Raw genomic sequence first — 14,177 nt, forward strand, 5'->3', positions numbered from 1 at the left:
GCCAGCCTCGCAGGGGGGTCCGACGGTCCGGCTCAGCGCACCAGGTGCAGGTAGACCATGTCCTCGGCGTCGGGCTCGGTGGTCAGCGGCCGGAACCCGGCCGCGGCCGCGGCGCCCAGGCTGGCGGCGTTGTCCGGCTCGATGCCCAGCACGAACTGCTCGACGTCGGCGGTCTCCGGTGCCGCGACCAGCGCGGCCAGGGCGGCCCGTCCGTAGCCACGGCCGGTGCGCCCCGGGTCGACGACGTAGGCCGCTCCCATCGTGCGGCGCCGGTCCTCGGCCAGCACCCGCTCCCGCTCCGGGTCCCACGCCGTCCACCGGTCGTAGACGTCGCCGCCGATCTGCCCGACCGCCCGCCCCTCGTCGTCCAGCACCACGAAGGAGTGCGCCCGCAGCACGCGGCGGCCGCGGAACTCCTCCTCACGCGCGGCCGCGCGCAGGGCCAGTTCGCGCTCGGGCCACTCCCGGCCGCCCAGCCGGCGCTGCACCTCCGGGGCGTCGAACCACGGGAGGACGACGGGCAGGTGCTCCGGCTCGAAGGGGACGAGCCGGACCGCGGGGCGCACGCTCACGGCGTCACCCTGCCGTCGCGTCCGCCGGCGTGCACGCCGGCGGACGCCGCCGGGCACCCTGTTGCGGCACGGTGGGGTCCGGAACCCCGATCACGTCTGGACGCGGGATCCGTGGGTACGGGCGGCCGCGGACTGCACCCGACGAGAGACTCCTCATGCCCCAGCCCCAGACAGACCGAGTCCGTCCCCTGGCCGCACCCGCCCCCTTCCGTCCCCGAGGACGTCGGCTCTCGGGGCGGCGGGTGGTCGTGACCGGCGGCGCCGACGGCCTCGGCGCGGCGATCGTGCGCGCCTTCGCCGACGACGCGGCCAGGGTCGTGGTGCTCGACCCGCGCGGGGAGGCCGCCGCCCGGTTGGCCGGGGAGGTCGGCGGGCGGGCGCTCCGGGTGGACCTCACCGACCCGGTCGACACCCGGGAGCAGATGGAGAAGGCGGTGGCCGGGCTCGGCGGCCTCGACGTGCTGGTCACCTGCGCCGCCGACCAGCGCTACGCGCCGCTGCTGGAGATGGACCCGGTCGACCTCGGGGGCACCTTCCCCCTCCCGGTCCAGTCGATGCTCGTCGCCGTCCAGGCCGCGGCCTGCGCCATGGTGGGGTTCCGCACGCCCGGCGACGACTGCGTCGGCAAGATCATCACGGTGGCCGGCGCCGGCGGGCCGGGCAGCAGCGGGCCGGCGCACCACGCCGCGGCGCGGGCCTCGGTCGTGGCGCTCACCCGCGCCGCGGCGCAGGAGCTCGGCCCGCACGGGATCACGGTCAACTGCCTGTGCCCGGGCCACGTGCTCCCGCCGGCGGAGGCCGCCGCCCGCAGCCGCGCCGAGGTCGCGGCGTGGTCGGCGCAGTCACCCCTGGGCCGGCTGGGCGAGCCGCGGGACGTCGCGCGCGCCGCGGTCTTCCTCGCCTCCGGCGACTCGGACTACCTGACCGGGGACGCGCTCAACGTCGGCGGCGGGATGGCCCTGCACTGACAGACTGCCCGGCGTGCGGGCACAGGACTGGGACCAGCGCTACGGCGAGCAGCGGCAGTGGTCGGCCGAGCCGAACGCACTGGTCGCCGACCTCCTCGGCAGCCTGCCGCCGGGCACGGCGGTCGACCTCGCGGCGGGCGAGGGCCGGCACGCGTTGTGGCTGGCCGCCCGCGGCTGGCGGGTGACCGCGGTCGACTTCTCCACGACCGGCCTCGACCGGGGCCGGCAGCAGCCCGGCGCCGACCGGGTGACGTGGGTGGCCGCCGACGTCCTGACGTGGCACGCGCCGCCGGACTCCCTCGACCTGGTGCTCGTCGCCTACCTGCACCTGCCCGAGGACGACACGACGGCGCTGCTCGCCCGTGCCGTCGGGTGGCTGCGTCCGGGTGGCCGGCTGCTGGTCCTCGGTCACGACGTCGACAACGTCGGGCACGGCGTCGGCGGCCCGCAGGACCCGGCGATCCTGCACAGCGTGGCGCGGCTGGGGCCGGTGGCCGCACTGCTCGACGTCGACCGGCTGGCGCAGGTGCGCCGCGCGACGCCGGCGGGCACCGCGCTCGACACCCTCCTGTGGGGCCGGCGCCCGGCCCCGACCGTCGGCGCCCGCCGGTAGCGTCCCGACCGTGATGGGGATGGGTGGTGCAGGTGGGCCGCGGGCGCAGCGACGGCGACGGCTGGTCGCGGCGGTGATCGTGGTCGCGATGGTCGTCGTCGCCGGCGCGACGGTGCTGTCGATCGCCCTCGGCTGAGGAGGAGCCCGATGAGCGACGAGATCGAGGCCTGGTTCGCCGCGGCGGGCCCCCGCGGGGAGGAGCTGCGCCGGGTCGACGCACTGGTCACGGCCGCCGCGCCGGAGATCGACCGGCAACTGGTTCCGGTCGGCTCGCAGCAGATGCTCGGCTACGGCCTCATGCCCTACCGGCCGCGGTCGGCCAAGGAGACGACGATGTGGCCGCTGATCGCGCTGGCGGCCCAGAAGCGGCACCTGTCGCTCTACGTCAGCGCCGTCGTCGACGGCGGGTACCTGGCCGAGCAGCGCGCCGATCGGCTGGGGAAGGTCTCCTGCGGGAAGAGCTGCATCCGCTTCACCACCCTGGACCGCGTGGACGAGGCCGAGCTCACCACCCTGCTGCGGGACGCCGTCGCCGCGACCTCCACCGGGCAGAACGGCTACTCCGCGACCTGACCGGGGGCGGCCCGCACGAGGTGCTCGAGGAACCAGTCCCGGGCCAGAGCCGCGGCCGCCTGGAGCGTGCCCGGCTCCTCGAAGAGGTGACCGGCGCCCGGGACGACGGCCAGCCGGTTCACGCACCGCAGCCGCGCCTGGGCCTGCCGGTTCAGCTCGAGCACGTCCCTGTCGGCGCCGCCCACCACCAGCAGCGTCGGCGCGCGGACGTCGCCCAGCCGCGGCCCGGCCAGGTCCGGCCGACCGCCCCGGGACACCACGCCTCGCACCGCGTCGTCGTCCGCCGCGGCGGTGAGCGCGGCCGCCGCACCCGTGCTGGCGCCGAACCAGCCCACCGGCAGCTCCCCGCACCCTGGGGCGGCGCGCAGCCACGCGGTCGCCTCGCCGAGCCGGGCGGCCAGCAGGTCGATGTCGAAGACCGCCGCGCGGTCGCCCTCCTCGGCGGCCGTGAGCAGGTCGAACAGCAGGGTGCCCAGGCCCGCCGCCTGGAGGACGCCGGCCACGTACCGGTTGCGGGGGCTGGACCTACTGCTCCCGCTGCCGTGGACGAACACCACCAGGCCGGTCGCGCCCGGTGGCACGGTGAGCGTGCCGGGCAGGTCGACCCCGCCCGCGGGCACGGTGACCTCCTCGTCGGGCGGAACCGGTGGCGCTCCCAGCAACTCCACCACCTCCTCGTCGTCCGTGGGCCGGAAGTCGTCGTAGAACCGGCCGACGGCGGCGAACCGGCGTGGGACCTCCAGGCAGACCACCTCGTCGAACTCCCTGGCCAGCGCCCGCGCGCTCTCGGGCGCGCACACCGGCGCGGCCAGGACGACACGGCCGGCGCCCTGGGCCCGGACCACCGCGCCGGCCGCCCGCGCCGTGGAGCCGGTGGCGATCCCGTCGTCCACGATGACCACCGTCCGTCCGTCCAGCGGCACCCGCGGGCGGTCGCCGCGGAAGCGCCGGGCCCGCCGCGCGAGCTCGGCCCGCTCCCGCTCCTCGGCGTGGGCCACGTCGTCCGGGCCCACGCCGGCGAGGGCGACGACCCGCTGGTCGACCACGGTCACCCCGCCCTCCCCGACGGCGCCCATGGCCAGCTCGGGCTGCATCGGCACCCCCAGCTTGCGGACCACGACGACGTCGAGGGGCGCGCCGAGGGCGCGGGCCACCTCGAAGGCCACCGGCACCCCGCCGCGGGGCAGGCCGAGCACCACGACGTCGCACCCGCGCAGCCGCTCCAGCTGCCGGGCGAGCCGCCGGCCGGCGTCCCGACGATCGAGGAACGGCACGGAGCACCTCCCGTCTCCCGATGCTGCGCGCCGGGACAGGCCGCCGACAGGGGACGTTGGTCCCGGATGAGGTCGCCGTGACCTAGGTCCCTGGTGTCGGCCGGAGACGCCAGCTTGGGTGGAGAGGACCGAGGGGGAGCTGTGCTTCGCCCCCGCCCGCCACCTGGCACGAAGGGGCCCGTGCATGACGCTGACCGACGACTACGCCGTCGACCAGGCCGTGGCCCGTCTCGCCGACGAGTTCCGCGCCCGGCTGCGGCCGCAGGTGATCGGCATCGTCGTCCGCAACTGCCGCCGGGACCTCAGCGGGGTGCCGGCCACGGCGCTGCCCGAGCTGGTCGAGCGCCTCGCGCGGGCGCGGCTGGAGGCGGAGAACTGAGCCCGCCGCTCGGGGCTTGACCTCGAGCGCGCTCGAACTCCTTCGATGGCGCCATGCGCGCCATCCGACTCCACGCCTTCGGCCCCGCCGACCACCTGGTCCTCGACGAGCTCCCCGACCTGACCCCGGCCGCGGGGCAGGTCCGCGTCGCGGTGGCCGCGAGCGGCGTCCACCTGCTCGACACGACCCTGCGCCGCGGCGAGCCCGGCCCGATCCCGCTCCCTGAGCTCCCGACCGTCCCGGGCCGCGAGGTCGCGGGCACCGTCGACGCGGTGGGGGACGGCGTCGACGACTGCTGGCTGGGGTCCCGCGTGGTGGCCCACCTCGGCATGGTGCCGGGCGGGTACGCCGAGCAGGCGGTCACCGCCGTCGGGTCGCTGTTCCGCGTGCCCGACGGGGTGGGGGTCGACGCGGCGGTGGCCGCCGTCGGCACCGGCCGTACCGCCCAGGGGGTGCTTGAGCTCGAGCCGCCGTCGGCCGACGACGTCGTCCTCGTGCCCTCCGCGGCGGGTGGACTGGGCTGGCTGCTCGTGCAGGCGGCGCGGGCGCGGGGCGCCACCGTCGTCGCCGCGGCGTGCGGGGAGCGCAAGCTCGCGCGGCTGGTCGACCTCGGGCCCGACCTGCTCGTCGACTACGGCGAGCGCGGCTGGGACGACGTCGTCCGCGCGGCGGTCGGGGGCGTGACGCTGGTCTACGACGGCGTCGGCGGCGAGGTCGGCCGGGCGGCGCTCGAGCTGCTGCGGCCCGGTGGGCGGCAGGTCCTGTTCGGCTTCTCCGCGGGCGCGCCGACCGCCTTCGACACCGCGGACGTCGTCGACCGGGGGATCAGCGTGGGCTGGAGCCTCGGTCCCCGCATGGCGGCGCTGCCCGGCGGCATCCCCGGCCTGGCCGGCCGGGCCCTGCACAGGGTCGCCACGGGGGAGTGGTCGCCGCTGGTCACCGGCTACCCGCTGGCCGAGGCCGCGCGGGCCCATGCCGACCTCGAGCAGCGGCGGGCCATGGGCAAGGTGGTGCTCCGCCCCGGCGCGTAACCGGGTTGCCGCCCGCCGGAGGATGACCGCGTGGGCTACGTCGACCTGACCGGCATCCGGCACACCCTCCCCGACGGGCGGGTGCTGCTCGACGACGTCTCCTTCCGGGTGGGCGAGGGTGCCCGGGCGGCGCTCGTCGGCGAGAACGGCGCCGGCAAGACCACGCTGCTGAGGATCGTCGCCGGTGACCTGGTGCCCGAGGCCGGCTCCATCGCGCGCAGCGGGGGGCTGGGCGTGATGCGCCAGTTCATCGGCTCGGTCCGCGACGACACCACCGTGCAGCGGTTCCTCGTCGACCTCGCGCCGCCCGCCGTCCGGGCCGCGTGGGAGGCGGTCGAGGCCGCGGAGCTGACTCTCATGGAGACCGACGAGGACGCCGCGCAGCTGGCCTACGCCGACGCGCTGGGGCAGTGGGGCGACGTCGGGGGCTACGACGCCGAGGTCACCTGGGACGCCGTGACGGTGGCCGCCCTCGGCATCCCGTACGAACGCTGCAAGTACCGCGACCTGACGACCCTCTCCGGCGGTGAGCAGAAGCGGCTGGCCCTGGAGGCGCTGCTGCGCGGCCCCGACCAGGTGCTGTTGCTCGACGAGCCGGACAACTACCTCGACGTCCCGGGCAAGCGCTGGCTGGAGGAACGGCTCCTGGAGACCCGTAAGACGGTGCTGTTCGTCAGCCACGACCGGGAGCTGCTGGCCCGGGTCGCCGACCGGGTGGTCACCGTGGAGGGCGGGACGGCGTGGGTGCACGGCGGCGGTTTCGCCGGGTATCCCGCCGCGCGCAGCGCGCGGCACGAGCGGATGGCCGAGCTGCGCCGGCGCTGGGACGAGGAGCACGAGCGCCTCGTCGACCTCGTGCGCACGCTGCAGCAACAGGCCGCCAACTCACCGGACATGGCCTCGCGGTACCGGGCGATGCAGACCCGGCTGGCGAGGTTCGAGGCGGCCGGCCCGCCTCCGGACCGGCCGCCGGAGCAGCAGGTGGCGATGCGGCTGCGGGGCGGGCGCACCGGGGTGCGTGCGGTGATGGCGGAGCAGCTGGAGCTGACCGGGCTCATGCGCCCGTTCGACCTGGAGGTCTGGTACGGGGACCGGGTCGCCGTCCTGGGGGCGAACGGCGCGGGCAAGTCGCACTTCCTGCGGCTCCTGGCCGGTCAGGACGTTCCGCACTCCGGCGCGTGGCGGCTGGGCGCCCGGGTCGTCCCCGGGTTCTTCGCGCAGACCCACGCGCACCCGGAGTGGCTCGAGCGCACCCTCGTCGATCTGCTGTGGCACGGGGAGCCGGGGCGGCCGGGGGTCGACCGCGGGCGCGCGATGGCCGCGCTGCGCCGCTACGGGCTCGCCGACTCCGGCGACCAGCTGTTCCGGACGCTCTCCGGTGGTCAGCAGGCCCGCTTCCAGGTGCTGCTGCTGGAGTTCTCCGGCGCGACGCTGCTGCTGCTCGACGAGCCGACCGACAACCTCGACGTGCTCTCGGCCGAGGCGCTGGAGGAGGCCCTGGCCGCGTTCGAGGGGACGGTCCTGGGCGTCACCCACGACCGCTGGTTCGCCCGCTCCTTCGACCGGTTCCTCGTCTTCGGCGCCGACGGGCGGGTGTACGAGTCGCCCGAGCCGGTGTTCGACGAGGCCCGGGTGCAGCGCGCCCGGTAGGAGTTCCTCGCGGCCCCGTCCCGAGGCTCGCTCCGAGCGTGCGAGGGGGAAGGAGGACGGGGTCCTTCCCTTGACTGTCAGGTGATCCTGACGGACGCTGGGGCATGGCCGACATCGACGTGCTGGAACGGGAACACACGCTGTCCTCCGCCGTCCGGCGGTACGAGGAGCTGCGGACGCGCGACTCGCTGGCCGACCCCGAGGACGCCGACGGGGCGCGCCCGCTGGACCGTGCCGAGGCACTCGAGCTGCTGGCGCTGGGCGAGGTGATCGCCCGCCGGGCCGGTCAGGGGCGGCAGCTCACCGTGCGGACGGCACGGACGGCGGGCGCCTCGTGGGCCGAGATCGGGCAGGCGCTGGGCACCACCCGCCAGTCGGCGTGGGAGGCGCACCGCCGCTGGATCGACGGCCAGGCCGCGCAGCACGGCACCGTGGGCGAGATCGGGTTCGACGAGGCCGACGCCGCCGCGGCCCGTGCCCTCGCCGGGGAGTCCCCGTCCTGACCGGCGGTTGATCATGGGCCGGTTGCTGCCTGTCGCGGCGTGTCCGACCGTGTCGCCGGCAACGACCCCATGATCGGCGCGACCGGGCGCGGGCGAGGGGTGGATCGCGGGGTGGGGCCGCGGTGGGCGGGGTCAGCCGAACGCCCGGCCCTCGCCGCGGTAGGTCGGGACGGCGCCGGTGCGGACGTCGCCGGCGAGGGTGTGCAGGACGTCGACGTGCTCCGCCAGCTCGCCGGCCTTCGCGTGCCGGAACCACACCCGGTCGCCGACCCGCAGCCGCGCGGCGTCCGGTCCGCGCAGCGGGGTCTGCACCTCCCCGGCGCTCTCGGTGCCGAGCAGCCGCAGCCGGGCCGGGTACGTCGGCCGTGGCAGCCGGTCCGCGCCGGGCGGACCCGAGGCGATCCAGCCGCCCCCGGCGACGGTCACCGTGCCCGGTGCGGGCACGCGGGTCACCGGCAGGGCGAAGAGCGCGGCCGGTCGCGCGGCGAACGCCCGGTAGCCGTCGAACAGCGTCGGGCAGTACAGCCCGGAGCCGGCCGCGAGCTCGGTCACCGACGGGTCGCCCGCGGTGCGCTCCAGGCTGCCGGTGCCCCCGCCGTTGACGAACTCCAGCGGCGCCACGGCACCGACCGCGGCCACCACCGTGGCCCGCCGCCGGGCCAGCTCGCGGGCCGACACGGCCTGCACCCCCCGCACGGCCAGGCCGCGGGCCCGCCGGCCGGGTGGCGCGTCGGGCACGCCGGCGATCTGTGCCTCGTAGGACATGAGGCCGACCAGCCGGAACCCCGGGCGGGCGGCCACGAGCCGGGCCAGCGCGGCGGCGTCGGCCGGGTCGTGCACGGGGGAGCGGCGCACCCCCACGTGCACGCGGCCCCCGGCGGCCCGCAGCGACGCGTCGACGTCCAGGCAGATCCGCACGGGGGGTCGGCGGCCGGGCGGGGCGACGGCGTCGACGGTGTCGAGGTGGTCGGGGGAGTCGACCATGAGCGTCACGCGGGCGGCGGCCTCGTCGTCGGCCAGCAGCCGCCGCAGGGCGCCCCGGTCGACCGACGGGTAGCCGACGACGGCGTCCGCGGTGACCGGGTCCTCCCCGCCGGTGAGCCACAGCGCCTCGGCCAGGGAGTAGGCGAGCACCCCCGCGAAGCCGGGCCGGGCCAGCACGCGGCGCAGCACCGGCCGGCTGCGCACCGACTTGCTCGCGACCCGGATGGGCCGCCCGCCGGCGCGGGTCACCAGGTCGGCGGCGTTGGCGTCCAGGGCGTCGAGGTCGACGACGGCCAGCGGCGGGTCGAGCTCGGCGGTGGCGCGGTCCAGGCGAGCCCGGGCCGTCTCGGTGGACGACGGGCGCGCGGCGGTCACCCGGCGAGGGTGGCCGTCCGACAGCGGAGCGTCAACCCCTGGTCAGGCCGTTGACCTGCGCACTCACGGCCGTGCAGAGTCCCTGGCACCGAGTGGGAGGAGGGCCGGGTGGCGGCACGGACGACGTTGCCCGGGAGCACCACGCGCTGGCGCAACTGGTCGGGCAACCAGCGCGCCGAGGTGGCGGTGGTGCACCCCACGTCGGTGGACGAGGTCGCCGCGGTCCTGACCGCGGCGGCAGGTGCCGGCCGGCGGGTCCGGCCGGTCGGCAGCGGCCACTCCTTCTCCGCGATCGCCCGGCCCGAGCAGGTGCAGGTCGTCCTCGACGAGCTGTGCGGTGTCACGGTCGGTGCGGGCGGCCTGGTCACCGTCGGCGCCGGGACGCCGCTGTACCGCCTCAACGCCGAGCTGGCCCGCACCGGCTGGGCGCTGACCAACCTGGGGGACATCGACCGGCAGACCGTCGGCGGGGCCCTGGCCACCGGCACGCACGGCACCGGCGCCCGCTTCGGCGGGCTGGCCACCCAGGTGCGCGGCATCGAGCTGGTGACGCCGGACGGCGAGGTGCTCCGCTGCGACGCGGCCACCCACCCCGAGGTCTTCAGCGCGGCGCGCGTGGGCCTGGGGGCGCTCGGTGTCGTCACCGCCGTGACGCTGCAGGCGGAGCCCGCGTTCGCGCTGCACGCCGTCGAGGGCCCCGGCCGGCTCAGCGCCGCGCTGGCGGACTTCGAGGCGCTGATGACCTGCACCGACCACGTCGAGTTCTACTGGTTCCCCCACACCGACGCGACGCTGGTGAAGTGCAACACCCGGGTCCCGCTGGCCGACGGGCTGGACCCGCTGCCCCGCTGGCGGGCGGTCTGGGACGACGAGGTCCTCGCCAACGCCGCGTTCGCCGGCGTGGTCGCGGCCGGGCGCCGGGTGCCGGCCCTCGTGCCGCCGCTGGCCCGCGTCTCGGCCCGGGCGCTGGGGGCCCGCAGCTGGACCGACCACTCGCACCGGGTGTTCGTGAGCCGCCGGAGGGTGCGGTTCCTCGAGATGGAGTACGCCGTCCCGCGCCAGCACGCGCCGGCGGTGCTCGCCGAGCTGCGCCGCGTGCACGAGGACGGCGACTGGCGCAGCGCCTTCCCGGTCGAGGTGCGGCTGGCCGCCGCCGACGACGTCCCGCTGTCGACGGCGTCCGGCCGCGACACCGCCTACGTCGCCGCGCACGTACCGGCCGGCACCGATCCCGGGCCGTGGTTCGCCGCGGTGGAGACGGTCGCCGGCGAGGTGGGTGGCCGGCCGCACTGGGGCAAGCTGCACGGCCTGGACGCCGCGACGCTGCGACAGCGCTACCCGCGGTTCGACGAGTTCCTCGCCGTCCGCGACCGGCTGGACCCCCGCGGGGTGCTGGCCAACGCCCACCTCGACCGGGTCCTCGGCCGGGCGCCCGGCCGCTGACGCGCGACGGGAGGTGCCGCCGCCGCGACGTCCGGCGCGCCCGGGACGGGGTCAGGGCGTCGGCGTGCCGCCGATCTCGTCGAGCTCCGCGAGTTCCCGCGGGCCCAGCACGCGCGCGGCCGCGGTGAGGTTCTCCTCCAGGTGCCCGACCGACGACGTGCCGGGGATCAGCAACAGGTTGGGGCTGCGGGCCAGCAGCCAGGCCAGCGCGACCTGCATGGGGGAGGCCTCCAGCCGGCGGGCCACCGTCTCCAGCGCCGCCGACTGCAGCGGGCTGAACCCGCCGAGCGGGAAGAACGGCACGTAGGCGATCCCCTCGCGGGCGAGGGCGTCGACCATCGGGTCGTCGTCCCGGTGGACCAGGTTGTAGTGGTTCTGCACGCACACCACGGGCGCGATCGCCTGGGCCTCGGCCAGCTGCTGGGTGGTCACGTTGCTCACGCCGAGGTGCTTGACCAGCCCCTCCTGCTGCATCGCCGCCAGCGCCTCGAAGGGCTCGGCCAGTGACCGTTCCACCGGCTCGGCGAAACCGGGCAGGCGCAGGTTGACCACGTCGATCGCGTCCACGCCGAGGTGGCGCAGGTTGTCCTCGACGGCCGAGCGCAGCTCGGCGGGGGAGAGCGCCTCGGGCCACGCGCCGTCCGGCGTCCGGCGAGCGCCGACCTTGGTGACGATGACGAGCTCGTCGGGGTAGGGGTGCAGCGCCTCGCGGATGATCTCGTTGGCGACGTGCGGCCCGTAGTAGTCGCTGGTGTCGATGTGGTCGACGCCGAGCTCGACGGCGCGGCGGAGGACGGCGACGGCGGCGTCCCGGTCGGCCGGGGGGCCCATCACGTGCGGTCCGGCGAGCTGCATCGCGCCGTAGCCGAGCCGGTGCACCGACCGGTCGCCGAGGTCGAACTGTCCGGACCGCTCCGCGGTGAACGTCGTCATGACCGGCCCCTACCCCGCCGGCCCGCCGGTCAGGCGGTGCTGCCGACCACCTCGGGGGTGGGCTGCGCGGCGGTGACGGGGACGGCGGCCCGCCGCCCGACCGATCGGGCGAACACGGCGATCCCGGCGCCGAGGACGGCGAGCACGACGCCCACCCACATCGGGGCGGTGTAGTCGAACCCCGCCGACAGGACCAGCGCGCCCAGGGCGGCGCCGAGGGCGTTGGCCACGTTGAACGCGCCCTGGTTGGCCGCCGAGACGAGGCTGCCGCCGCGGACCCGGGCCGCCTCGATGACGCCGTTCTGGACGACCGGCCCGAGGGAGAAGGCGATCACGCCGAACAGCACCAGCAGGGCGACGGCGGCGACGGGGGTGCGGGCGAGGAACGCGAACGCCGCCAGGACGACGGCCGTGCCGAGCAGCCCGACGGCGACGAAGGAGAAGCCGTACCGGTCGCCGTAGCGGCCACCGAGCAGGGTGCCCAGGGTCATGCCGACGCCGAACAGCGCGAGCACCGGGGTCACCCACGCCTCCGGGATGCCGCCGAGCTCGGTGAGGATGGGGCTCACGTAGCTGTACACGGAGAACAGCGCGGCGAAGCCGACCATGGTCAGGCCGAGGACGAGCCAGACCTCACCGCGGCGGAAGGCGCGCAGCTCGGCCCGCAGGTCGCCGGGCTCGCCGGCGTGCTTCGGCAGCCATGCGAGCAGGCAGCCGATCGTGACCAGGCCGATGACGGCGATCCCGCCCAACACCAGCCGCCAGCTGGTCTGCTGCGCCACGAACGTCCCCACCGGCACGCCGATCACGTTGGCCAGGGTGAGGCCGACCATCATCAGCGAGATCGCCTGGGTGGCGCGGTCGGGGGAGACCAGCCGGCGGGCGGCGACGGCGCCGACGCCGAAGAACGACCCGTGCGCGAGCGCGGTGAGCACCCGGGCGGCGACGAGCGTCTCGTAGGTCGGCGCGAGCGCCGACAGCGCGTTGCCGACGACGAACACCACCATGAGACCGACGAGGGTCTGGCGGGGGGAGAAGCGCACGCCGAATGCGGTCAGCGTGGGGGCGCCGATGACGACGCCGATGGCGTAGGCCGAGATGAGCATGCCGACCGCGGACACCGACACCCCGAGGCCGTCGGCGATCTGGGGCAGCATCCCCATGACGACGAACTCGGTGGTGCCGATGCCGAAGGCACCGATGGCGAGGGCGAGCAGTCCGCGGGGCACGAGGGGGACTCCAGGAGGACGACGAGTACGGCGATGGCTCGGACTGCGTCGTCCTGCCGGGGGTCAGCGACGACCCTCTCCCAGGCCAAGGCGATGCGCGGCGTCGGCATGCCCCGGATCCCGGGTGGGCCTGCTCACAGGGCGGCGCGGAGCCGCGGACGTGCCCGGGCACGTCCGCGGCTCCGCGCCCGGGGGTCAGGGCTTGAGGAGCACCTTGACGGCGCCGTCCTTCTTCTCCCGGAAGTTCGCGTAGGCCTCCGGCGCCTGCTCCAGCGGCACGTGGTGGGTGGCGAAGTCGTCGACGCCGAGCGGGTCGCCCTCGGTGAGGATCGGCAGGATGTCGGGCACCCAGCGCCACACGTTGGCCTGCCCCATGCGCAGCTGGATCTGCTTGTCGAACATCCGCATCAGCGGCAGCGGGTCGGTGGCGCCGCCGTAGACGCCCGACAGCGAGATCGTGCCGCCGCGGCGGACGGCGTCGATCGCGGTGTTGAGCGCGGCGAGCCGGTCCACGCCGACCACCTGCATGACCCGCTCCATGACCGCGTCGGGGACGATCGCGGTCGCCTTCTGCGCGATCGAGGCCAGCGGGGAGCCGTGCGCCTCCATGCCGACGGCGTCGATGACCGCGTCGGCGCCCCGGCCGTCGGTCGCGTCCTGGATGGCCTGCACGACGTCGTCCTTGCGCGTCGAGCGGATGACGTGCGTGCCGCGAGCCGTCGCGCGCTGGATCCGCTCGGGGACGACGTCGGAGGCGTGGACGTTCTCGATGCCCAGGTGGTGGGCGATGCGGGTGCACATGTCGCCGATCGGGCCGAGCCCGAGGACCAGCAGCGTGCCGCCGGGCGGGACCGCGGCGTACTGGACGGCCTGCCAGGCGGTGGGCAGTACGTCGGAGAGGTAGACGAACCGGTCGTCGGGCAGGCCGGCGGGCACCTTGATAGGCAGCGTGTTCCCGAAGGGCACCCGCAGGTACTCCGCCTGTCCTCCGGGCACCTGGCCGTACAGCTTCGTGTAGCCGAACAGGGAGGCGCCGAAGCCCTTGTCGCGGTTCTGCGTCGTCTCGCACTGCGACTGCAGGCCCTGCGAGCACATCCAGCAGGTGCCGCAGGAGATGTTGAAGGGGACGACGACCCGGTCCCCGGCCTTGACGGCGGTGACCTCCGAGCCCACCTCGCGCACGATGCCCATCGGCTCGTGGCCCATCACGTCGCCCACCGTCATGAAGGGCGCCATCACCTCGATGAGGTGGAGGTCGGAACCGCAGACACCGCTCGAGGTCACCTCGATGACGACGTCGGTCGGGTCCTGGATCGTGGGGTCGGGGACGGTGTCCACCCGGACGTCCGCCCGCCCGTGCCAGGTCACTGCGCGCATGGGGGTGTGCTCCTCGAGATCCGCGTCGGAGGGGCCCGACAGAGCCCTCCTGCCCTCCCGTGAGGTGCATCGCCCGTACATCTGGCCGCCGTCGGCGTGCCGATCACTCAGCGCACTGCGCGGTATACGCAGAGGTCAAGAGCAATGGGGTGTTCCTGTGTTCCGGATCACAAAAGCGCAGGTCAAGAGCCTGGTTCAAGGATCACGATCAGATAACGGCATGTTTACATGGACCCCGTCCGCTCCCCCGGGCACCGCACGACGTCCTGTCCC

General features: G+C 75.8%; 14 protein-coding genes. 8 read left to right on the forward strand and 6 right to left on the reverse strand.

What is annotated here, in order from left to right:
• Positions 1-32 precede the first annotated feature (32 nt).
• Positions 33-572, reverse strand: a complete 540-nt coding sequence (locus tag CRP39_RS00565) for a GNAT family N-acetyltransferase (RefSeq protein WP_172442194.1) — start codon at positions 570-572, stop codon at positions 33-35.
• Between the two features lie 248 nt (positions 573-820).
• On the opposite strand from CRP39_RS00565, the gene CRP39_RS00570 reads away from it, so the two are divergent.
• The 3 genes from CRP39_RS00570 to CRP39_RS00580 all read left to right on the forward strand — a co-directional run bounded on the left by CRP39_RS00570 (position 821) and on the right by CRP39_RS00580 (position 2,726).
• On the forward strand, positions 821-1,540 hold the full coding sequence (locus CRP39_RS00570; protein WP_245853451.1) for an SDR family NAD(P)-dependent oxidoreductase: 720 nt from the start codon (positions 821-823) through the stop codon (positions 1,538-1,540).
• Between the two features lie 13 nt (positions 1,541-1,553).
• Positions 1,554-2,153 carry a class I SAM-dependent methyltransferase gene (locus CRP39_RS00575; protein WP_097203490.1) on the forward strand — a complete coding sequence of 200 codons (600 nt, stop codon included), beginning with the start codon at positions 1,554-1,556 and terminating at the stop codon, positions 2,151-2,153.
• 147 nt (positions 2,154-2,300) lie between these two features.
• Entirely contained in the window at positions 2,301-2,726 is a 426-nt protein-coding gene (locus CRP39_RS00580; protein WP_097203491.1) for a DUF1801 domain-containing protein, read from the forward strand.
• Here CRP39_RS00580 and CRP39_RS00585 read toward each other — a convergent pair.
• A complete protein-coding gene (locus tag CRP39_RS00585; RefSeq protein WP_097203493.1) occupies positions 2,711-4,000 on the reverse strand; it encodes a phosphoribosyltransferase family protein in 1,290 nt (429 codons plus the stop codon). The genes CRP39_RS00580 and CRP39_RS00585 overlap by 16 nt on opposite strands.
• Positions 4,001-4,184: 184 nt before the next feature.
• Between CRP39_RS00585 and CRP39_RS00590 the strand changes: the two genes are divergently transcribed.
• The 4 genes from CRP39_RS00590 to CRP39_RS00605 all read left to right on the forward strand — a co-directional run bounded on the left by CRP39_RS00590 (position 4,185) and on the right by CRP39_RS00605 (position 7,563).
• Positions 4,185-4,379 (forward strand): hypothetical protein, encoded by a 195-nt coding sequence (locus CRP39_RS00590; protein ID WP_097203495.1) that lies wholly within the window; start codon positions 4,185-4,187, stop codon positions 4,377-4,379.
• A 53-nt stretch (positions 4,380-4,432) separates the two neighbouring features.
• Positions 4,433-5,410, forward strand: a complete 978-nt coding sequence (locus CRP39_RS00595) for a zinc-binding dehydrogenase (RefSeq protein WP_097203496.1) — start codon at positions 4,433-4,435, stop codon at positions 5,408-5,410.
• Between the two features lie 30 nt (positions 5,411-5,440).
• Positions 5,441-7,060, forward strand: a complete 1,620-nt coding sequence (locus CRP39_RS00600; protein ID WP_097203498.1) for an ABC-F family ATP-binding cassette domain-containing protein — start codon at positions 5,441-5,443, stop codon at positions 7,058-7,060.
• A 104-nt stretch (positions 7,061-7,164) separates the two neighbouring features.
• Positions 7,165-7,563 (forward strand): hypothetical protein, encoded by a 399-nt coding sequence (locus tag CRP39_RS00605; protein ID WP_097203499.1) that lies wholly within the window; start codon positions 7,165-7,167, stop codon positions 7,561-7,563.
• Between the two features lie 132 nt (positions 7,564-7,695).
• On the opposite strand, the gene CRP39_RS00610 is transcribed toward CRP39_RS00605, so the two are convergent.
• Positions 7,696-8,922, reverse strand: a complete 1,227-nt coding sequence (locus CRP39_RS00610; RefSeq protein WP_097203500.1) for an amino acid deaminase/aldolase — start codon at positions 8,920-8,922, stop codon at positions 7,696-7,698.
• A 108-nt stretch (positions 8,923-9,030) separates the two neighbouring features.
• On the opposite strand from CRP39_RS00610, the gene CRP39_RS00615 reads away from it, so the two are divergent.
• Positions 9,031-10,365, forward strand: coding sequence for a D-arabinono-1,4-lactone oxidase (locus tag CRP39_RS00615; RefSeq protein ID WP_245853453.1), 1,335 nt, complete (start codon positions 9,031-9,033; stop codon positions 10,363-10,365).
• 51 nt (positions 10,366-10,416) lie between these two features.
• Here the strand turns inward: CRP39_RS00615 and CRP39_RS00620 are convergent, their stop codons facing one another.
• From CRP39_RS00620 to CRP39_RS00630, 3 genes are all read right to left on the reverse strand, one after another.
• Entirely contained in the window at positions 10,417-11,298 is an 882-nt protein-coding gene (locus CRP39_RS00620) for an oxidoreductase (RefSeq protein ID WP_097203502.1), read from the reverse strand.
• A gap of 29 nt (positions 11,299-11,327) precedes the next feature.
• On the reverse strand, positions 11,328-12,527 hold the full coding sequence (locus tag CRP39_RS00625) for an MFS transporter (protein ID WP_097203503.1): 1,200 nt from the start codon (positions 12,525-12,527) through the stop codon (positions 11,328-11,330).
• A gap of 195 nt (positions 12,528-12,722) precedes the next feature.
• Positions 12,723-13,904 (reverse strand): alcohol dehydrogenase catalytic domain-containing protein, encoded by a 1,182-nt coding sequence (locus CRP39_RS00630; RefSeq protein ID WP_097203505.1) that lies wholly within the window; start codon positions 13,902-13,904, stop codon positions 12,723-12,725.
• Positions 13,905-14,177: the final 273 nt, after the last annotated feature.

This window comes from Geodermatophilus sabuli (genome assembly GCF_900215145.1).
Taxonomy (GTDB): Bacteria; Actinomycetota; Actinomycetes; order Mycobacteriales; family Geodermatophilaceae; genus Geodermatophilus; species Geodermatophilus sabuli.